Consider the following 19616-nt stretch of genomic DNA (forward strand, 5'->3'; position numbering starts at 1 on the left):
AGAGACATAGATGAATTTCGGTAACGAGATTTATTTTTGTTAACACAATAAGAAGTAATTAAGAGCGTATGGCGGATGCCTTGGCTCTCAGAGGCGATGAAGGACGTGATAAGCTGCGATAAGTCATGGAGAGGTGCAAATAACCTTTGACCCGTGAATTTCCGAATGGGGCAACCCATCTATTTATAGATATCCCGCAAGGGAAGCAAACCCGGAGAACTGAAACATCTAAGTACCCGGAGGAGAAGAAAACAAAAGTGATTCCCCTAGTAGTGGCGATCGAACGGGGATCAGCCCAAACCTATATTGTTTCGGCAATGTAGGGGTTGTAGGACTGCGATATGAGAAGTGGCGTGAAGTGGAATTGTTTGGAAAGACAAATCACAGAGGGTGATAATCCCGTACACGAAAGCAAAATGAATCTAGCAGTATCCTGAGTAGCGCGGAACACGAGAAATTCTGTGTGAATCTGCCGGGACCATCCGGTAAGGCTAAATACTCCTGAGAGACCGATAGTGAACAAGTACCGTGAGGGAAAGGTGAAAAGCACCTCGAATAGAGGAGTGAAATAGTACCTGAAACCATACGCTTACAAGCGGTCGGAGCTACCTTGTGTAGTGACGGCGTGCCTTTTGCATAATGAGCCTACGAGTTACTCCTCACTAGCGAGATTAAGCACTTCAGGTGCGTAGTCGAAGCGAAAGCGAGTCTGAATAGGGCGTAAAGTTAGTGGGGGTAGACGCGAAACTTGGTGATCTACCCATGGTCAGGCTGAAGCTCTGTTAATCCAGAGTGGAGGGCCCAACCCGTTGACGTTGAAAAGTCTTGGGATGAACTGTGGGTAGGGGTGAAAGGCCAATCAAACTGAGAAATAGCTCGTACTCCCCGAAATGCATTTAGGTGCAGCGTCAGAGTCGAGAGTTATAGAGGTAGAGCTACTGATTGGATGCGAGGGCTTCACCGCCTATCAAATCCAGACAAACTCCGAATGCTATAACTTATATCTGGCAGTGAGCCCATGGGTGCTAAGGTCCATGGACGAGAGGGAAAGAACCCAGACCATCAGCTAAGGTCCCCAAATGTATGTTAAGTTGAACTAACGAGGTGAGATTGCATTGACAGCTAGGATGTTGGCTTGGAAGCAGCCATTCATTTAAAGAGTGCGTAACAGCTCACTAGTCGAGCGATCTTGCATGGATGATAATCGGGCATAAAACATACTACCGAAGCTATGGATTTAGAATTTATTCTAACTGGTAGGGGAGCATTCTAGCGGCGCAGAAGCAGTGTGGTAATGCATTGTGGAGCTTCTAGAAAAGCAAATGTAGGCATAAGTAACGATAATGCGGGTGAGAAACCCGCACGCCAATAGACTAAGGTTTCCTGATCAACGCTAATCGGATCAGGGTTAGTCGGGACCTAAGGGGTAGCCGAAGGGCGAACTCGATGGACAACAGGTTAATATTCCTGTACCGGCGCCAACTGCGATGGGGTGACGAAGAGATGAAAGCACCGCGAACTGACGGAATAGTTCGTTGAAGACCGTACGTGATGAGAGATGTAGGCAAATCCGCATCTTGAGCTGAAAGTCGATAGTACTGCAATGCTACGGCAGCGCAGATAGTGTGCCTAATTTTACTTCCAAGAAAAACCTCTAAGCTTCAGGTTGGTGCTGCTCGTACCTCAAACCGACACAGGTAGTCAAGTAGAGTATACTAAGGCGCTCGAGTGATTCATGGCTAAGGAACTCGGCAAAATAGTCCTGTAACTTCGGGAGAAAGGACGCTCTCAGCGATGAGAGCCGCAGTGAAATGGCCCAGGCGACTGTTTATCAAAAACACATGGCTTTGCAAAAACGAAAGTTGAAGTATAAGGCCTGACACCTGCCCGGTGCTGGAAGGTTAAGTGGAGATGTTAGTTTCGGCGAAGCATTGAAATGAAGCCCCAGTAAACGGCGGCCGTAACTATAACGGTCCTAAGGTAGCGAAATTCCTTGTCGGGTAAGTTCCGACCTGCACGAATGGTGTAACGATCTGGGCACTGTCTCAGCCATGAGCTCGGTGAAATTGTAGTATCGGTGAAGATGCCGATTACCCGCAACGGGACGGAAAGACCCCGTGCACCTTTACTGCAGCTTCACATTGATTTTGGGTAAGTAATGTGTAGGATAGGACGGAGACTACGAAGCGGCCTCGCTAGGGGTTGTGGAGTCAACCTTGAAATACGTCCCTTTGCTTATCTGGAGTCTAACGTCTAACGACGGACAGTGTGTGGTGGGTAGTTTGACTGGGGTGGTCGCCTCCAAAAGAGTAACGGAGGCTTCTAAAGGTACCCTCAACACGTTTGGTAATCGTGTGTAGAGTGCAATGGCACAAGGGTGCTTGACTGTGAGACAGACAAGTCGATCAGGTACGAAAGTAGAGCATAGTGATCCGGTGGTTCCGTATGGAAGGGCCATCGCTCAAAGGATAAAAGGTACGCCGGGGATAACAGGCTGATCGCTCCCAAGAGCTCATATCGACGGAGCGGTTTGGCACCTCGATGTCGGCTCGTCACATCCTGGGGCTGGAGAAGGTCCCAAGGGTTGGGCTGTTCGCCCATTAAAGTGGCACGCGAGCTGGGTTCAGAACGTCGTGAGACAGTTCGGTCCCTATCTGTTGTGGGCGTTGGAAATTTGAGAGGATCTGACTCTAGTACGAGAGGACCGGGTTGGACGAACCTCTAGTGCATCTGTTGTGGCGCCAGCTGCATTGCAGAGTAGCTACGTTCGGAAGGGATAAGTGCTGAAAGCATCTAAGCACGAAGCCTACCTCAAGATGAGATTTCCTTTAAGGGTCGTTGGAGACTACGACGTTGATAGGTTGCAGGTGTAAAGGTGGTGACACCAAAGCCGAGCAATACTAATTACCCTAATACTTCTGAGTGCGGGGTTCATCATTGAATCTTTTCAATGTTATTTTTGCTTTAATTTTTCGATATGTCTATGATATTATCTGTAAGGGCTATGGTCCAATATAGATTAATGATTTTAGGTGTCTATTGCATCGGGGTTCCACCTCTTCCCATTCCGAACAGAGAAGTTAAGCCCGATTGCGCCGATGGTACTGCCGACTGGTGGGAGAGTAGGTCGACGCCAACTTTTAAAGAGTCTTATTCCAACTAGGAGTAAGACTCTTTTTTTGTGCCCTAAAGTCTGGTAGTAATGCTTTTGTGCATTAGTAATACTATAAATGTAATAATCTATTTATGAGAAATGAGGGAACTGTCTATTTAGCGATGGTGGTAATTCTCAAAAAACTACAGATTATATACCTTTAAACTATTTTTAAGCCTTGTTCTATACTGATTCAGCCTTTGGTAGCATCAAAGTTCTAACCGCCTCATAAGTCTTATATGGACATGCTACATTTATTGGTATAATATTAAAAGAATACACTCAAGTTTAGGATATAAAACACCTTTAGAGAAAGAAATTGAATTAAGAGCTTATTACAAATTGGCAGCCTAATCTTTTTGTATCATATTTTGTTGCAATTCTATTTCCATGCTGCGACTACCCAATGTTCTCCATCAACGACCCCATTTTATATCAAAATTTACAGGAACACTTTGTCCTTATTGCGTTGAGTAAATTCAGAGCTCCCTTTTACTTTTATTTTGAAATGATTTCCCCAGATTGATCAAATCAATTTGTCTGCCTGATTGTGAAATTCGTTCTTTTCAATATATCTCCATGGACTGGTTCCTTCCTCATTTAGCCAATTATACTTCCATTTTTGCTGTACCAATATGGTATTTCGATATTCTTCAATATGAATATCCATTTCATCGGTATATTTTGAGATATAGCCCATTGTTTATGTAGGATTATTGGTTTACATGATTTCAATTTTCCCACTAGCACCCTGTACAGCTGTGATCTGGCCTTCTACTTTAACTTGCATACCCGATAAGCCAGCCTCTGCTTGTCCCGAAATGCTTGCATTTTGTCCACTTAAAGCGGCATCGGTAGTTGCGGCAAGAGTCAAAGCGGCACTACTATTTACCGTAGTGTCACCCGTCGATTGAAGCGCAAGATTTCCTTCAGCTTGCATACTCGCATCGGCTTGAGCAGCGATTCCAATATTCTGTTGTGCAGCAATCTGTATGTTTTCTTCGGCAGATATATTGATGTTTTTTGCGCTGATATCAATGGTTTCGACTGAGCTAATCGTTAGTGATTTTGCTTGTGTATCGAAAGTGATGATACTGCCTTCGTTATCGTAAATGTTAATTTTTTCTTCGCCTTCCAAATCATTCAATTCAATGGTATGTCCGCTTCGTGTTCTAATGACTTTTACATCATTTGTATCACTTGCAAAGCTTTCCGGTTTGGCTGCTCCATGGTATAGGGTTCCAATTACGAATGGTTTCTCGGCGTTTCCAGCTTCAAAACCAACCATTACTTCTTCTCCAATTTCAGGAATAAAATGGAATCCCTTATCAGCGCCACCATGAGGTTGAGTCATTCGAATCCATGGGGAAGGAGCAGTTAACTGCCAGCTAAATTGAACTCGTATTCTTCCCATACTCTGAGGATCGGCATTAGCTACAACCATTGCCGTTTGAGTTTGACATTGAGGGAATAGTGCTACATTAGTATATGGAGGATAAACAACGTTTTCTGGAATTGCTTCGAAATTATTTTTGTAATCGCCCGACATTTGACAGGTATGCGACAATTTGGTAACAAGGTACGTACCATAGGCCGTTTCACCATTGGCTGTTCTTTGCGCAATGGAAATCAATCCACCCACTTTAAGTCCTGGATTCATTGTGCTTCCGGTTAAAATAACCATGCGCGAAACATTTGCTTCACCTTGTTTTACAGTTGAATTTTCCAGAGCCTGATTTAAATCTCCGTCAGCAGTGTGTCGGTGAAAATCAACTATAGTTTCCTGCCCAAACATGGCTTCCGATTTTTCAGCCATAAAGGCATGATATCCGGTAAGTTCAGTTCCGGCAGCAATCGAACTTTCTAATTTCTCATTGGTATAGTAATCCCTTGTTACATAGTTAAATGTTTTTGGATGAGTAACCATTTTTAGGTTAAAATCCATCAGATCGATGCCATATTTTAAAGGCAAAGGTTCTGTGCTTTCCGATCCGAAAATTATTTTTTGTCCATCGTAGTAAAACCATTCACCAAAACGCGAAGCCAACTGACTTAAAAAACCAAAAGCACTTTGATTGTATTGTACGATGTATGGAAAAACATCTCGTGTAATTGGATTGATTATTGGGGGAGTTTCGATTTGGTAAGCAGCAGTAACCAAACGAACAATTTCGGCTAAGTCTTTTTCTTCGTAGCCAATGCAATGAGGTCCATCGTCCAATAAAATGGTAGGACTGTAACCTTTTATTCGAATGTGATCGCCAACCGATGAAAATTCTGATTTAACAGTTTCTGCTTCTGTGATGATTCCAATAAATGTTCCCTCCGGAATAGTTGATCCCTCAACATTATCAGTAATTAGAATTTCTAATTTTTGTCCAATAAATGATTGTGTTTTATCGATGATTGCATTGCCTTCTTCGGTAAATTGCTCCCATAAAATGCTTATGTCAAAATAGTGATGTGAATTTATCCCTTGAATGATCTGTAAATCAAGAAAATTAGGATATTGTACACCATTTACTTTTATGATTGTATTTGTTTGCAGTGCCATGCTGGTTGAGTTTTAACTAGTATTTAATTTGGTGGGATTGATTTCTTTATAGGAATAAGAATTCTTTGGCAATAGCCTAAATCGATATTCACTCGGGACATAGTTCTAAAATAAATTCAATGTTTTTATTAAATTCTCCGATAGAATGAATTCTGTTTCTAGGCTTCGGCATTCCAGTCGTTCACTACAGAAACATCTTCAAGGCTTATTTCACGAGCCGATAATTTCATTTTAGTAATCATTGGGTGTGATCCTTCAGCATGAAAATACTCATGGTAGGAAACACAAAGAGCATCAGTGAAATCGAGTCTTTTTAAGCGAGACATTGCATCACGACGGTAAAAAGTCACACTCCCACTTTTGCGTTGATCGGGTGAGGCCATCCAGTCGAAGAATTCCGTACTGGAAGTAGATTCAAGTTCAAGTTCGATAATTCCTCCACCAACAGGCTTTTGAGAAGCTCGTCCATTCACCGTGATGGATTGATCCATCCCAAAATGACAACTAATAACTTTTGCAACAGAGTTGTCGATAATAAATTCAGCCAAAAATGACATAAGGATTACGTTTTAGTAGGGTTGAAAAACAGGCATGTCCGTTTATTTATTCGCAATTGTATCTATAAACGGATAAACGGAGTTTGTAAATTGAAAAATAGTGAAGCTATCGCAAGTAACGATAGCTTCTTTATCAGGATTCTTTTATTCTTTTTTCAGGTAATTTTGTACTTTTACCTTATTCGGAATACGTGATGGTATCCTGATTTTAGTTGGGAAGGACGACATATCTATGTCGTCCCTCTTCCCTAAGCAAAATTAAACCCAATCGTTAACGTGCTCACCACTACCCATTTTAATTTCACGGGCAGAAATGGTAAACGATTCAGCCATTGCCATATTATCAAAGGCATTAAATTTCTCCTCATATTTCACAAGGTAACCTTCTGTAAAAGACAATTCTTTCTGTTTAGCGTCGGTATCTCGCTTTAAGAAAGTTACTGTGCCATCTTTTCTCTCAAAGTTGTTACACATCCATTCGAACATATCAGTATCACCAGTACTTTCTACGGTTAACATGATACGACCTCCACGTGTAATGGAAGAAGGACGTCCTGTTGCATCAACTTCTTGAGTTAAATCGTAATTACAGGAAAGAACATTCATTGTTTTTCCACCTACATTTAATTTCGCTTTAAACGACATAATGATAAAATTTAATGTTAATAATAATAATAATACAATTGTAAAATTATGAATAGTAATTAAGAAATGCAACAAACTTTCATTCCAAAAGTTGTGACTTAGACAATGTTCATGATGAATTAACATATAAATTAACATCTGTATGCCTAGTATTATTGAGCTTTTTGAGATTTATGTACCTCTTTATTTTTTTTTAAAAAAAATAACATTAATTTAATAGTTCGTTTAATTGTGTTTCTCAGTGAGTTATTGATTTAATGCTTAAAATTGCTAATTAATTAAACGTAAAATATGATGCGCCTCTTTATTTGTGCGGGTTAAATGAGTTTTAAATCAATAATCATATTTTTCCTGCTTGGTGTAACGCATACATAATTTTGTAATGAACATGGGGGGTTTAGATTTATTTTTCCATTTTAATGAATATTTACTGTTTAATATTTTTTCTTAATTAGAATGTTTCATAATTTTGTTAACGTGTTTTGAATTCGAAATAGACACATTAACTTTTATTTTAAATTAATGCTGACAACTAATAGTTCAATTTTTAAGCGAATTCGATATGAGAAAGCGATGGTTTTGCTTTGTCTGATTATTGGTTTTTGCTGTATTATTTCTTGTGGTTCTAAAAAAATAGTTCACAATACCATTTATAATGATGCACCTGCTGTTGTAGCATTAAAAGAAAAGTATGCCGGGATTCTTCATGTTGAGAATAAAGATATTAGAAACATTGCGCTCTATCGAAATATTGATAAATGGTTGACTGTTAGGGATTCCAACATGCTTGCGCTGGGATCTTTAAATATTGGTTTTATTCAATATTTGTACTATTTAAATCTTAAAACTAAGTTGCCGGTGGGGATTGATGAGCTTTACAAGGCTCGTAAAACCTATCTTTTTAAAGATTGTCATTTCTTAGAGGAAGGAGATTTGGTGTTTTTTAAGGAGAAATACAGAACTGTTAAGGAGGTCGGTTTTTATTTGGATAATAATATTTTTGTTGCTGCCGATGCAGGGGGTGACTTGTGTTTTCATCATTTGCGAGATTCAATCACAAAGTTTCATGTGATTTCAAACGCTAAAATTGTTAGGGATGTTAAATGAGAAAACATTACGTAAACGCATAAATGACTTAAAGGTAATGCCCTTTAATTTAAAAGCTGAAATAATTGCTAGCCAGTTGTATGATCGTGGTGTATCTTCAGAAAATCTGACAATACATATGAATAGTTCTTTTAATCGTCCGTTTAGGAGAGATGTTGAGAAAGCTCAATTGGGTATAGATGATGAGTGGGATCAGGTGACTTTGCTTCTCTCACGAAATGGGATTTACGATTTATTGCCTGAAGGAGTTGTTCACGAAAGGAATCAAGGCAATGGGAAAGAAAATATTCAGCAATTAATTCAGCTTCATCAAAAACAGAAAAGAGAAGAAAAAGAGGCAAGGCTTTTTTTTAAACCTTTTGAAAATGAATTGTTTGCGATTCTGGTTAGAATTGAACGGCAAGAAGCTGATTTGCTTAAAAATCAGGATCATCAATTTCAAAGTTTTTTAATTCGATTTTGGGATATTAATCAAGACTTAACAGAAAGTCAAAAGCAATTTCTTCTTAAAGTTGCTCCTTTGGCATATTCAGTAAAAGGAAACATTGTCAAAATTTGTAAAATATTACAGGTGTTTTTATCAAAACCAGTTTCTTATAAAAGAGTGTATTCTTGTGTCATAAGTAATATTTTGGACAAGAATAAGGAAATTATTTTAGGGCATAATTTTATAGTTGGTAGTTCAACAGAAGAACTTCCTTCCATTCAATTTCAGGTTGAAGGAGTGAAGGATACCGAGGTTAAGGATTACCTAAAAGGTGGTTCTATTCATAAATTTATAATGGAGTTTCTTGAGTATTTATTGCCTGCAGAATATGAGTTAGAAGTTATTTGCAAAACGAATAGAAGTTATACGCCTATAGGTTTTGGTGTACTTGGTTATTCATCCGTATTAAATTCCTAAAAAAAACAGATCTGTATTATGATATTAAAAAGTTTATTATCCGGGGATGTTAATGCGGTCTCTATTTTATTTATATTTTTTGGAGCTTTGATTTTTGCCTTTGCAAAGAGTTTAAAAAAGCTATTCGCTCATGACAGGAAGAAAATGATTCTTTATTTTCTTGTTGCAGCACTGGCTTATGCTATTTGCTCATTGTTCACAATTAAAAATCTGATGTTTTACGGAATATCATCAAACTACATTGCGATAATGGTGATGAGTTTGTTATTTGGTTACCTCATGGTTGTGGCCTTGGAGAAGTATTTTGAATGGCCAGAAAAGCATAAGTGGTTAGCACAATTGTTGTTTATACTTATTTCTATTTTAATCGGTTTTATAGTTTTTATTCAAATTGCCGGTCGATTTGGAATTGTCGGACTGCATTATTTCTTCCTGTCTGCTACAATTGGTGTGATATTTCCCTGGTTGTTTCTTCATTTGTTTAATAGTGCAATGGATATTCCTTTAGCTATTTACAGGAAGTGGGAATATCCGGTCAATAAAAAATATGTGAGACCAGAGTATGAAGATTTAAAGAATCCTTATATTATAACCTTGGAATTTTTGAAATCCAAAGATGCAGAGTATGTGTCTCGATTTAGAGTAAGAGCGCCCGAGAATATGGATTTTGGAATGTTCTTTTATCATTTTATAAACGATTACAATCAGAAGCATCCCGAAGAAGTAATTCAATATGGTATCAATGAAGATAAATTACAAAGTTGGATTTTTTATCGAAGACCTAGGTTTATCGGAAGGTGGAAGCAAGTTAATACAGAACAAACAGTATATCGAAACAGTATAAAAGAAAACAATGTAATTTTGTGTCACAGGCTAACTGATTAGGTTTTTCGTTGATGAGAATAAAATAAAACAGGCTTGCTGATAATTAGCAAGCCTGTTTTATTTTATTTAGTAATATGGGTTATTTTTGTTCGTATTCGCTATCCCATTCATTTCCATCATCTCCTTTTTGTCCTTCCATTTTTATCAAGAAGTTTTTAGCAGGAAAGTATGGTTTCATATGAATATCAAGATGAACACGATCTTTTTGAATTGGATCTTGCTCGAAACGTTTAATCGTGAAATTTTCAATCAATTTATCGGGACCAGAGATGGTATCTAAAAATTGAATGATTTGCTTAAGAAGCTCCTTACGTGTTTTTGCATTGAAGTTTTCGAAAGCCCGACGGTTAAGGAAATCCATCATCACCTTGGTTACGTAATCGAATACTCGAACTACCGAATAAGTTTGAAGGCCTAAATTAGCTCCATTAAAAAGTGTTTTGGCAGAGAAAGCCATAACCTTTCCATATTCGTTTACCATTGGGATCAATCCCATTTTTTCAAGACTGGATATTTCGCTTTTTCGAAGGTCGAATTTAACTCCCTGTACTTCGTTGATTCCTCCAAACTTTTTACCAGCAGTAACCTGCGACATAAGTGTTTGGTATACCTTGCCGGCCAATGCTCCTGCAGGTGGCACGTAAAGATCATCTTCTTCGTTTACTTCATCGAATTTACCACGACCAACAAGCCAATTACAGGTCATCATCACATTAGATCGAAACATATCTCCGCCAGTAAGGTTGGCTGCACTAAACATTTCCATTACATCATCAGCTTCGTCCAAATGCTCAAAATCGGTTACCATCATTACTTTGTTGTCGTAAGCAATTTTACCCCATTTTTCAATAAGCATATTGGATCCAAGGTAGCCTGGCAAAACTAATAAACCGTAGTTGTCACTTAAGTCAAGGCGATCGTAAGTGTTTTTTATTTCAGATGAGACAGCGTCAATGAATCTTGTGTTGTCCAAATCTTTAATTTGATCTGGTTCAGCATTCATGATGGATATATTTTTAACTTTATCTTGTTCTGAATTTTTATAGAACAGAGCAGTGCTTCGGTATGATCGTTCTAGATCACGGGATTGTTCAATTACCGCACCAAGGTTTTTCTTTAGAGTTTTTGTTGTTTCTGTAGCTTTTTCTTTGCTGTTGTCAATCATCTCATTAATATCGCTCGAGCTATTAATAGCTTTAGACCATATTTCAAGAGTTCTTTTTAGCTGATCGCGCTCCTCTTTTTTAGTGTTTTCTGTGAGGAATATTTTCTTTCTGGCTTTACGCTCAGGGTTCATGTTTTGTATTCCTTCAATGGCAGTTTCCAATAGATCAAATCCACCATATTTTGCCAATTTGGCAACATTTTCTTTTAAAGGTAATTCGCTAGCTGCTACCGAATTCGCCAATTGTTCTTTATTTTGCATCATCTTATTATCTCTCCAATTCGTTTAATTCCTCAATTAATCCAATGATAGCAGCCGAAAGAGCCGCTTTTGCTTCAGGATCGGTAAGTGCAGTTTTCAGAATTTTATTCGTTTTTAGCTGTTTAATGATTTTATTGTGCTGTTCTTTTTCGGTCGTTAAATTTTTTAGAAACTCACTTTGTGCAGTTATGCCTTTTATACCAAAATCACCTAAGTTTTTAAATCCAAGTGTTTCTTTTTGTGAAGTTCCATCAGAGGTTTCAAAATTTACTTCGATTTGTGGTTTGTAGTGTTCAAATACCGCTTCTACCGTAGTAAGTCCTTTTACAATGTCTGGTTTAATAGGTGCGTCGTAAGTTAACTTTTCAATTAGAAGAGTTTTGTTTTGTGGAATTTCCTGGATAGCCTCACCGGCATCTAATTTTACTTCTGATCCACCAAGCTCAAAATTTCCGTTCATGCTCTGTATTTTTTAAATTATTAATTAATAGGTTTTCTATAGTAAAATATAATTGTCAGATTTCGAGCTTTTAAATCATTGCTCTATGAAAATCCATCTGTTTTATTTAACCTTTAGTTTTAATTTATTTTTTTTGTCGAATGATACCGTTACTTTTTGTCCTGCTCCAAGTTCATTTCCAATGATCATTCTTGATAGGGGAGTTCGAAGACGGGTGCGTATAATGTTTCTCAGGGGACGAGCTCCGTATTGTGGAGAGTATCCTTCCTCTGCGAGTTTTTCTCTTGTTTTGTTGTCGATTTCCAATTCAATTTCCTGCTGATATAGTGCTTCGGTTAACTCGCGCAGTTGCAGATTAAATATTTTTGTGATGTTTGCTTTAGTTATTGGCGCGAAGGGAACAATGCCGGTTAGTCGGCCAAGGAATTCAGGCCGAAAATATTTCGCCATGTTTTCCATCAGTTTATCCGAAGCAGGTAATGTTTGTTTTTCGGTAAATTGATCAACTATTGATTGACTTCCTATGTTTGATGTGAATAGGATAACTGCATTTGAAAAGTCTCCTGTTTTTCCCAAACGGTCATGAATTGTTCCTTCGTCAAGTATTTGAAGAAAGATATCGAATACGGAAGGGTGTGCTTTTTCTATTTCATCAAAAAGAACAACGGAATAGGGTTCTTGTCTGATTTTATTTACAAGCATACCTCCTTCTTCGTATCCAACGTATCCCGGAGGGGCTCCATACAGTAAAGCGGCCGAATGCTCTTCTTTAAATTCAGACATGTCGAAACGAATTAAAGAAGCTGATGATTGAAACAGAAAGTTTGCAAGTTGTTTCCCAAGTTCGGTTTTCCCCGTTCCTGTTGGACCTAAGAAGAAAAATGAACCTATTGGTTGACCAGGTCTGTTAAGTCCTGAGCGAGATTCAAGAATTGATTCACAGACCGCAGTTACTGCCTGATCTTGGCCTACAACTGAGGATTTCAAGGTGTCTTCCATGCCTAGTAATCTGTCTCGTTCACGAGTCATGATCTTACCTACGGGAATCCCACTTACTCTGGCAACAGTTGTAGCTAAGTTGTGAAAATTTATTTTGTTGGATTGATTTGAGATTTCTTGGCGTAAAAGACAAATCATGTTGCGACAGTTGGTAGCTGTATCGATATCATTAGTTGATTCATCTTGGGGCTGACCGATATAGGTAAGGAATTTTCTAAGTCCGGCATCAATAACATTGAGATCGCACAATTCACAATCAGTTGCATCTAATTGTTTTTCCAATTGGTCGATTTCTCCCGGCAAAGTGTCCATTTGAGCACGTGTACCGGCCATCGATCGGTCAATAAGATCAATTGCGGAATCGGGTAATTTTCTCTCGCTGAAGTGCCGGGAGGCAAGAGTAACAGCCTCCGCTATTTGATCCAAATGAATTGTTAATTTATGATGATCCTGAAGTTGGGAGACAGCGCTTAAGGTCATTTCGACAGCATGAGTGTTATCTGGTTCTTCTATGTTTACGTGTTCGAAAAGTCTTTTTAATGCACTGTCGCTATCAATTAATTTACGAAATGAATCATTAGGAATGGTTGCGATAAGTACAAAGTATCCTTTGTTTAGTTCCGATTTTAAAAGATGTGTTACGCCGGAATTACCTGATTTGTCATCTATTAATGTTTGAAGATCATCTAGAAATAGTATGGGCCGATTTAATGGTTCCAGTTGTTTGAAAACTTTACGAAGTCTGTCTTCTATTTCACCTTTGTAGGTTGCTCCAGCCAGAATATTTTCCATTTGAAGCTTAAATACTTTTGATTGAGTTAGTAGTTCCGGAGCTTTTCCTTGTGAAATGATACTCGCCAATCCGTTTATCATAACGGATTTACCGACACCCGATTCCCCTGTAATGAGTACATGAGGTTTTGTGAATCGACCAATGGTCTCGGTAATGTTTAATAGCTCCAGATCTCTTGCTACAACAGGCAGGAGTTGATTGTTCTTCGCCAAAAGCGTGAGATCACTCAGATATTCAAATTCGTCTTTTGATTTCTTCTTATTTGTTTCGCTTGTGCTGGTAATGTTTTTTGTAGATAATTTGTCAAGTAGCTGGTTGCGCTGAAGAGGAAATGTTTTTAGTTGATCAAAAGTGAAACCTACCCCCGGTGTTGTTAATGCGGTGAGTACGCTTAATGAAGTGAGTTCGAATTGCTCTGTTAGCAAGTTAAGTTCCTCTGCTTCCTGAAAAATATTTTCTACGCCATCATCGGCCGGAATTGGGTTTGACAACTTTGTGCCCTTAGGACAGCCTTCCATGCGAACTTCGGCCCATTCTTCCATGTAATAAACATCAACATCCATTGCAAATAGTTCTTCACGTATTCCGCTGTCTTTGTGCAGAAGTCCTTTTAATAGGTGAGCGGGAGAAAAGCATGGGTTGCTATATTCTTTGGCGTAAGATTGCGCTACTATTATGGCGTTTTTAATTTCTTCAGATAATTTTAGTAAGCCATTTTCGATTTTTATCATGATACATTACGTCGTTTAACATTATGAAATAATTGAGGTTATTAATTAAGCCCTAAGACATCATAAAATTATAAGTATTTCTTTATTAAGAATAACAAATATAATTATTATATTCTATTAATTTATTCATTGAAAATGTTTTTTAGTTAAATTATAATGGAAGTAGCTAATTTTTTTGATAAATTCGTATCTTCTTTACTATTTGATAATCTAGAAGTAAGCAGTAATTAAAATTTAATTGTAGTTTTGTGTTAATAATAAAATTTTGAATAAACCGTACTATACATTACCGTTAAGGTTTGGCCGATTATGCGAAAAAAAAGATCTTGAACATTGCATGTTAAAAGAGTCTATATCTCAGCATTTATATTTAATTATAACAACGGCTTTAGGCGATTGTTTGTATGATGAAACTTTCGGGTGTTCCATCTGGGATAGTGACTTTGATAATAAAATTAATGACAGCAGACTGAAGGAGCAAATTAAATATGGATTGTATTCATCGATTAAAAATCATGAAAATAGATTGGATGATTTGGGGGTGGAAATATCTTTTTCGCAAGCATTGGTTGGTGTTGGAGAGAATGTAACAAGTATGAAGAAGAAGTTGGATTTGGTGGTAACAGGAACGTTGGCACAAACAGATGAACCCTTTGCATTCTCGGGGTACTTTTTCATGGGGCCATTGTCCTACTATTAAATTGATTATAAGTAATGGAGCATAAAGAGTTAATAAAAGAGAGAATGTTGAGGCAGGCATCACGAATGTGGGCCATTGATGAAGTGTATGACGAGTCCTCTTTTGATCCCTTGGTACGAATTTTAATTTCGGCACTTGCGGCGGAAAGTGAATCGATCTACCATGAAATGGATCAGGTGCAGGATCGTGTTGCCAAAAAATTAATGAATCAGTTGATTCCTCATATCCATGGAGGTGTGCAACCAGGGCATTCTGTTGTTATTATAAATCCTACCGATTCAGTTACTTGTCTGCCGGCAAATTATAAATTTCTCAGCAGAGTTCGGAATGAGTTTGATGCACTTCGGGAGTTGCAATTTATTTCTCTGCAGGAAACAAGTCTGTTTAAAGGAGGTGTTAAGTATGTACTTTCAAATTCCGCCTATTATCAAATGACTGATTATCGTTTTAAGTCGCGGATTGAATCTGATGTGCTTAAGAATATTACAGTTGAAAAAAACGAGGTGCTATTAGGGATTGAAATCCCGGTAAATACGGATGGGTTAAACAGCTTTCAACTGTTTTTAGATTATAAAGGAAATGATGCGATTAGAGATTCCTTTTATCGACAATTAAAAAATGCAAAATTTTATTTTGACGACGAAAAATTAGATGTTGATTTTGGATTGTTTTCTGAAGATGACGAAGAGCTGACTGTAGATTGGGGAAGTTCAAATAGTGAGCTTTACGGAATGAAAAAAAGAGTTTTATCCTACTACGAGAGACAATTTCTAAGTCTAAAAAGAAATCCGGAGTCAATACAGGATTTTCATGCTAACAGTTCTTTGAACGATGATAATATCTGTTGGTTACGAATCTGCTTTAAAGAGGGGTTTGATTCAAGCATACTGTCAGCGGTTAATTGTTTTGCGAATGCCTTACCTGTTGTTAATCTTACCGAACGGGAGAAAGTTTTTAAGAGTAGTGAAAATTTATCGGTAATTAGTTTACAGGACGAGGAAGCTTTTTTTGCTCTTGAAGTGGTTGAAGGGGATGATGGTGTTATTTATGAAGAATACGGAGTGCAAAACGGAAGTGAGTGGGAAAATGGCACTTTTCTATTGCGACGCGATGGAGTGGCTGGTATGTCAACAGAGAATGCTAATGAGGCAATTAATTTTTTAATCGGAAAGTTGAGGAATGAAAGTGCTGCATTTGCCATGCTCGATAATGGCAAATTTGCAGAGGATTTAAAAGTACTTGGGCAAATCGTTTCTCGTTTGCAACAATCATTAAATCAGAAGAAAAGATATCATAGTCCGGTGTATATGTTTTTAAAATACAGGGAAATTGCAGATACCATTTTTGTAAAATATTATACTACAGCAGGTAAGCTTTTAAAAGGAATAAAACCGAACACTCCAATATTACCATACAAAGGTGCATCTATCCAACAAGCTGGTGGTTATTTTATTACAGCTATGACGGGGGCTCGAAATGTTCTGAACTCTGATGAACAATTATATAACAATAGGTATATGATGTTGTCTGGAGGGCGAATTGTAACTAAAAAAGATGTTAAAGCTTTGGTCTGTAATGTTTTTGGGGAGATGGTTGAGCAAATTGATATTGAAAAAGGATTACTGGAGAGCCCGGATTCTAATACCGGTTTTGTAAGAACTATCGATATTAAATTAAGTATTAAACGGGAAATAGTAGAAGATGAAGGAATAGTGCTCGAAGGGCGTGAAGTTTTGCATGCTTTAGAAGAGAGAGGAAGTAATATTTATCCTTACTGTTTATTTATTAATGGAATGCAAATATTCAAACAATAATGGCAAAAAATACTGTTAAACCTCGTCAGTTTAGGATTGATTCGATGATTTCTAATTTTTTCATATTTATTATGATCCCTCTAGTCGCATTGTTGGGCTTTAAATTTTATACTCAGCAAGCTCCGCCAGAAGTTAGTTTTGATGTATTGGGTGATGAGCACATGGAGAATGAAATGCTGAAATTTAGAAACAATACTGCGGGTGATCATTCATACGAATGGAATTTTGGTGACAGCACCGAAATTAGTCAGGATGATTCTCCAATTCATATTTATAGTGAGGCTGGTGATTATACGATAACATTGTTAGTTGATGGTCAATATAAGTTTCACGAATTAATTAGCGTAGAGCGACTTAAAGATGAGAAGCCGATGATTATTATTCCAAGAATAGCAGGTCCTAAACAAATGTTCGTAGGTGCTTCGGCCATATTTACCTGTAGTACAAAAGGCGGAAATTCCTGGGAATGGCGCGTGAATGGATCAAGGCAGGTGTATTCAAAAAAGAAATCAGTAAAATATACCTTTTCGAAACCAGGCTATAAAACAATTAGTTTGGTTGTTGATGGAAACCGGGAGTTTACTGTGCAAAAGAAAATATATGTTCGCATTAAGCCATCTGAAAAACAAAAATTTATAGCAACCAATAATTCAACGGTTAAAAAGGAAGAGGTTTATATCCCGGAAACACCAGAGGTCTATACCGTTTTAAACAATATTAAAAAGGAAAGTGTAAAAGAAAAACCATTTCCTACTGATAAAGAATTAACAGTTATGCTTCTGAAAATTGCAAAAGGCAGTGGTGATAAAGAGAAGTTCTTGACGTATTTCAATGAAAATAACAAAAACCTGATGGCTAGATGCAATGGAGATCTAATAACCTTTGAAAAATTAATAAAGGATGTTGAGCGGAGTAACATTGTTATAAAGGAATTTTCTACAGAACGAAGAGATAGTACCCGAATTGTAAATGTTATTATTCGATACAAGAAAAAAAGGGGTTTCATAAACGATTTACTATGATAAACGAAAAAGAAATGCATTTACCTGTGAATTGGGTGGACGGCATGAATATTAATAAAAAACACTTTATTGCCCAGGAAAATTCGTTCATACAGAACAGCATGGGTTTGGCTAATTTGTCTGTATCTCCCCTAAGTTTTGGTCTCGTTAAGAGTGAGAGAGATTTTTTGTGGATGGATATTGATAACGATATTCAGCTATTGGTAAATTTTAAGCCTGTAGATATTATTTTGCCGAGTGGGTTTCAATATAAAATTACTGAAGGAAAAGATTCTAAGAGGGAATTTAAGTGTGATTTACCTAAGGCTGAAAGTGATGCTGTGTATTATGTCGTTTTATCGGTAGATCCATTCTCGCGGCAGCCCTTTGGATTGGCTGATGCCGCCGAAAGTCCGATAAGAAAGCCTTTTGTAACTCCTGAAATCAAAATCTCTATAACAGAAGAGGATGAATTGTCGGAGATTTTATTGGGTCTTAACCATTTGGTAATTGGTCGGATAACAAGGGAGGATACCGTTTGGAACATCGATTCGGAATATATCGTAGCCTCAACATTAATTTCTTCCAATCCTGTTTTGTTTGATGTTTATAAGCAGGTTGAGATTTATTTGAGTTCCATTGAGAAATATTCGGGTTTAATTGTTAATAAAATCCGCCTAAAAAAACAAGATAATCCGCTAGCAAAAGCCTTGAATGAGATTTGTTGCAAACTCCTGGATTTAATGAGCGTTAGTCTTTCTAAATATAGAATTTCAACGCCTTACAGTATTCCGGTTGAGATGGTCATATTGGTGATGGATTTGGCTCGTATTGTAAAGAATACATTAGATGGTTGGCAAGGTTGCGGTAAGGATGAATTCTTGACTTACATTTCGGATTGGTGTAATGTAAATGAAGGCGAATTTGAGGATGCGTTAAGTCAAGTTGTCAAGCATCGTTACGATCATAATAAAATAGATTTATCTGTTGATAGGATCGTAAAACTACTTAGTTTGTTAAAGCAAATGCTTCACATTCTATCAGGATTAGATTATATCGGTAAAAAGATAGATACTGACTTGTTTGTTAAGGAAGAAACGCTGATGGAAGAAGAAATAGAAGGTAGCACCACGGCAAAGAAAAAGAGACCGTTTTTCTTTGGGAGAGAATAATGTTTAGTGGAATTGAGTTTAAAATAGTAAAGCATATTAAAATATGAAACGTCCATGCCAAAGTGATTTTGACACACAGGGAGATGATTATCATAGCATGGTAATCCCGAAAACTTTCGGGACCATATGGCAAAAACATAAAATTATAAACATATGAAATCACTTAATGTAAAACAACGCAGAAAGGCATTTATTAGTTTCCTTTTATTGTTTCTACTAACCTCTTCGCTAGTTGTTGTTATTGTGTTCTTTAATTTGAAAGTTCCCGAAAAGGAAAATAGATATCTGCATAATAGGCTTAATTATCTGAGTATAGAAAAGACTCAGACTAACAATTTTGCCGATAAAATGGATAAGGTGAAAGGCTTGATTGATTCGATTGGGATCAAAGGAACTAATATTGAATTTACAGATCAGTTAATTTCAACAGAATTAGCCGTAATGAGAACCAAGTTTATTGCAGGAGACAGTACTTCGCATGTTGGAATGTATAATAATATTATTCTGACTTATCTTGAACTGAAGGAGGCTAAAATTGAATTGCTTAATTTAGAGGATGCAAAAACGGATATAGAGTCTTATGTCGATATTATTGAAGAATTGAAGGATAAATTAGAGGCAAAACAAAGAGATTTAGATATTTATAGGCACAATGCAAAATAATATAAAACCAATTTACAGTATGAAAAAAAACACCTAATCAAATGATTAGGT

General features: G+C 37.3%; 16 protein-coding genes and 2 rRNA genes. 11 read left to right on the forward strand and 7 right to left on the reverse strand.

What is annotated here, in order from left to right; all coding sequences use genetic code 11:
- Window positions 1-48 precede the first annotated feature (48 nt).
- From ALGA_RS09495 to ALGA_RS23585, 3 genes are all read left to right on the forward strand, one after another.
- A 23S ribosomal RNA gene (locus tag ALGA_RS09495) occupies window positions 49-2924 on the forward strand.
- Window positions 2925-3028: 104 nt separating this feature from the next.
- A 5S ribosomal RNA gene (rrf, locus tag ALGA_RS09500) occupies window positions 3029-3139 on the forward strand.
- Window positions 3140-3406: 267 nt separating this feature from the next.
- The gene (locus ALGA_RS23585; protein WP_394339914.1) at window positions 3407-3508 is read left to right on the forward strand and encodes a hypothetical protein; all 102 of its coding nucleotides are present in this window, start codon (window positions 3407-3409) and stop codon (window positions 3506-3508) included.
- A 172-nt stretch (window positions 3509-3680) separates the two neighbouring features.
- On the opposite strand, the gene ALGA_RS22945 is transcribed toward ALGA_RS23585, so the two are convergent.
- The 4 genes from ALGA_RS22945 to tssD (ALGA_RS09515) all read right to left on the reverse strand — a co-directional run bounded on the left by ALGA_RS22945 (window position 3681) and on the right by tssD (ALGA_RS09515) (window position 6910).
- A complete protein-coding gene (locus ALGA_RS22945) occupies window positions 3681-3854 on the reverse strand; it encodes a hypothetical protein (RefSeq protein ID WP_153244844.1) in 174 nt (57 codons plus the stop codon).
- 21 nt (window positions 3855-3875) lie between these two features.
- Entirely contained in the window at window positions 3876-5708 is a 1833-nt protein-coding gene (locus ALGA_RS09505) for a type VI secretion system Vgr family protein (protein ID WP_096429086.1), read from the reverse strand.
- A gap of 158 nt (window positions 5709-5866) precedes the next feature.
- Window positions 5867-6265 carry a type VI secretion system tube protein TssD gene (tssD, locus tag ALGA_RS09510; RefSeq protein ID WP_096429087.1) on the reverse strand — a complete coding sequence of 133 codons (399 nt, stop codon included), beginning with the start codon at window positions 6263-6265 and terminating at the stop codon, window positions 5867-5869.
- Between the two features lie 258 nt (window positions 6266-6523).
- The gene (gene tssD, locus ALGA_RS09515; protein WP_096433560.1) at window positions 6524-6910 is read right to left on the reverse strand and encodes a type VI secretion system tube protein TssD; all 387 of its coding nucleotides are present in this window, start codon (window positions 6908-6910) and stop codon (window positions 6524-6526) included.
- A gap of 522 nt (window positions 6911-7432) precedes the next feature.
- On the opposite strand from tssD (ALGA_RS09515), the gene ALGA_RS09520 reads away from it, so the two are divergent.
- The 3 genes from ALGA_RS09520 to ALGA_RS09530 are packed head-to-tail and all read left to right on the forward strand — an operon-like array spanning window position 7433 to window position 9806.
- On the forward strand, window positions 7433-8017 hold the full coding sequence (locus ALGA_RS09520; protein WP_096429088.1) for an NlpC/P60 family protein: 585 nt from the start codon (window positions 7433-7435) through the stop codon (window positions 8015-8017).
- Window positions 8007-8921: a hypothetical protein gene (locus ALGA_RS09525; RefSeq protein WP_096429089.1), complete on the forward strand. Its 915-nt coding sequence runs from the start codon at window positions 8007-8009 to the stop codon at window positions 8919-8921. The genes ALGA_RS09520 and ALGA_RS09525 overlap by 11 nt, the downstream gene beginning before the upstream one ends.
- A gap of 18 nt (window positions 8922-8939) precedes the next feature.
- Window positions 8940-9806 carry a TssN family type VI secretion system protein gene (locus ALGA_RS09530; protein ID WP_096429090.1) on the forward strand — a complete coding sequence of 289 codons (867 nt, stop codon included), beginning with the start codon at window positions 8940-8942 and terminating at the stop codon, window positions 9804-9806.
- A 79-nt stretch (window positions 9807-9885) separates the two neighbouring features.
- On the opposite strand, the gene ALGA_RS09535 is transcribed toward ALGA_RS09530, so the two are convergent.
- From ALGA_RS09535 to ALGA_RS09545, 3 genes are all read right to left on the reverse strand, one after another.
- Window positions 9886-11235 carry a DUF5458 family protein gene (locus ALGA_RS09535; RefSeq protein WP_096429091.1) on the reverse strand — a complete coding sequence of 450 codons (1350 nt, stop codon included), beginning with the start codon at window positions 11233-11235 and terminating at the stop codon, window positions 9886-9888.
- A gap of 4 nt (window positions 11236-11239) precedes the next feature.
- Window positions 11240-11692 carry a hypothetical protein gene (locus ALGA_RS09540; protein WP_096429092.1) on the reverse strand — a complete coding sequence of 151 codons (453 nt, stop codon included), beginning with the start codon at window positions 11690-11692 and terminating at the stop codon, window positions 11240-11242.
- A 102-nt stretch (window positions 11693-11794) separates the two neighbouring features.
- Window positions 11795-14215: an AAA family ATPase gene (locus ALGA_RS09545; protein ID WP_096429093.1), complete on the reverse strand. Its 2421-nt coding sequence runs from the start codon at window positions 14213-14215 to the stop codon at window positions 11795-11797.
- 337 nt (window positions 14216-14552) lie between these two features.
- On the opposite strand from ALGA_RS09545, the gene ALGA_RS09550 reads away from it, so the two are divergent.
- The 5 genes from ALGA_RS09550 to tssO all read left to right on the forward strand — a co-directional run bounded on the left by ALGA_RS09550 (window position 14553) and on the right by tssO (window position 19565).
- Window positions 14553-14915 (forward strand): GPW/gp25 family protein, encoded by a 363-nt coding sequence (locus ALGA_RS09550; RefSeq protein ID WP_096429094.1) that lies wholly within the window; start codon window positions 14553-14555, stop codon window positions 14913-14915.
- 14 nt (window positions 14916-14929) lie between these two features.
- Window positions 14930-16729, forward strand: coding sequence for a type VI secretion system baseplate subunit TssF (locus ALGA_RS09555; RefSeq protein ID WP_096429095.1), 1800 nt, complete (start codon window positions 14930-14932; stop codon window positions 16727-16729).
- Complete coding sequence (locus ALGA_RS09560; RefSeq protein ID WP_096429096.1) at window positions 16729-17751, forward strand: PKD domain-containing protein; 1023 nt, start codon at window positions 16729-16731, stop codon at window positions 17749-17751. The genes ALGA_RS09555 and ALGA_RS09560 overlap by 1 nt, the downstream gene beginning before the upstream one ends.
- A complete protein-coding gene (locus ALGA_RS09565) occupies window positions 17748-18902 on the forward strand; it encodes a hypothetical protein (RefSeq protein ID WP_096429097.1) in 1155 nt (384 codons plus the stop codon). The genes ALGA_RS09560 and ALGA_RS09565 overlap by 4 nt, the downstream gene beginning before the upstream one ends.
- Window positions 18903-19055: 153 nt before the next feature.
- Window positions 19056-19565: a type VI secretion system TssO gene (gene tssO, locus ALGA_RS09570; protein WP_096429098.1), complete on the forward strand. Its 510-nt coding sequence runs from the start codon at window positions 19056-19058 to the stop codon at window positions 19563-19565.
- The last annotated feature ends 51 nt before the right edge of the window (window positions 19566-19616 follow it).

The organism is Labilibaculum antarcticum (assembly GCF_002356295.1).
Classification (GTDB): Bacteria; Bacteroidota; Bacteroidia; order Bacteroidales; family Marinifilaceae; genus Labilibaculum; species Labilibaculum antarcticum.

What these genes read in the sequence shown, in the direction of transcription:
- tssD (WP_096429087.1), bottom strand. Translation starts at nt 6,265, where the DNA reads ATGTCATTTTTGGCTGAATTTATTATCGACAACTCTGTTGCAAAAGTT.
- ALGA_RS09565 (WP_096429097.1), top strand. Translation starts at nt 17,748, where the DNA reads ATGATAAACGAAAAAGAAATGCATTTACCTGTGAATTGGGTGGACGGC.
- tssD (WP_096433560.1), bottom strand. Translation starts at nt 6,910, where the DNA reads ATGTCGTTTAAAGCGAAATTAAATGTAGGTGGAAAAACAATGAATGTT.
- ALGA_RS09545 (WP_096429093.1), bottom strand. Translation starts at nt 14,215, where the DNA reads ATGATAAAAATCGAAAATGGCTTACTAAAATTATCTGAAGAAATTAAA.
- ALGA_RS22945 (WP_153244844.1), bottom strand. Translation starts at nt 3,854, where the DNA reads ATGGGCTATATCTCAAAATATACCGATGAAATGGATATTCATATTGAA.
- ALGA_RS09560 (WP_096429096.1), top strand. Translation starts at nt 16,729, where the DNA reads ATGGCAAAAAATACTGTTAAACCTCGTCAGTTTAGGATTGATTCGATG.
- ALGA_RS09535 (WP_096429091.1), bottom strand. Translation starts at nt 11,235, where the DNA reads ATGATGCAAAATAAAGAACAATTGGCGAATTCGGTAGCAGCTAGCGAA.
- ALGA_RS09540 (WP_096429092.1), bottom strand. Translation starts at nt 11,692, where the DNA reads ATGAACGGAAATTTTGAGCTTGGTGGATCAGAAGTAAAATTAGATGCC.
- ALGA_RS09505 (WP_096429086.1), bottom strand. Translation starts at nt 5,708, where the DNA reads ATGGCACTGCAAACAAATACAATCATAAAAGTAAATGGTGTACAATAT.
- ALGA_RS09550 (WP_096429094.1), top strand. Translation starts at nt 14,553, where the DNA reads ATGTTAAAAGAGTCTATATCTCAGCATTTATATTTAATTATAACAACG.
- tssO (WP_096429098.1), top strand. Translation starts at nt 19,056, where the DNA reads ATGAAATCACTTAATGTAAAACAACGCAGAAAGGCATTTATTAGTTTC.
- ALGA_RS09520 (WP_096429088.1), top strand. Translation starts at nt 7,433, where the DNA reads ATGCTGACAACTAATAGTTCAATTTTTAAGCGAATTCGATATGAGAAA.
- ALGA_RS09530 (WP_096429090.1), top strand. Translation starts at nt 8,940, where the DNA reads ATGATATTAAAAAGTTTATTATCCGGGGATGTTAATGCGGTCTCTATT.
- ALGA_RS09525 (WP_096429089.1), top strand. Translation starts at nt 8,007, where the DNA reads ATGTTAAATGAGAAAACATTACGTAAACGCATAAATGACTTAAAGGTA.
- ALGA_RS09555 (WP_096429095.1), top strand. Translation starts at nt 14,930, where the DNA reads ATGGAGCATAAAGAGTTAATAAAAGAGAGAATGTTGAGGCAGGCATCA.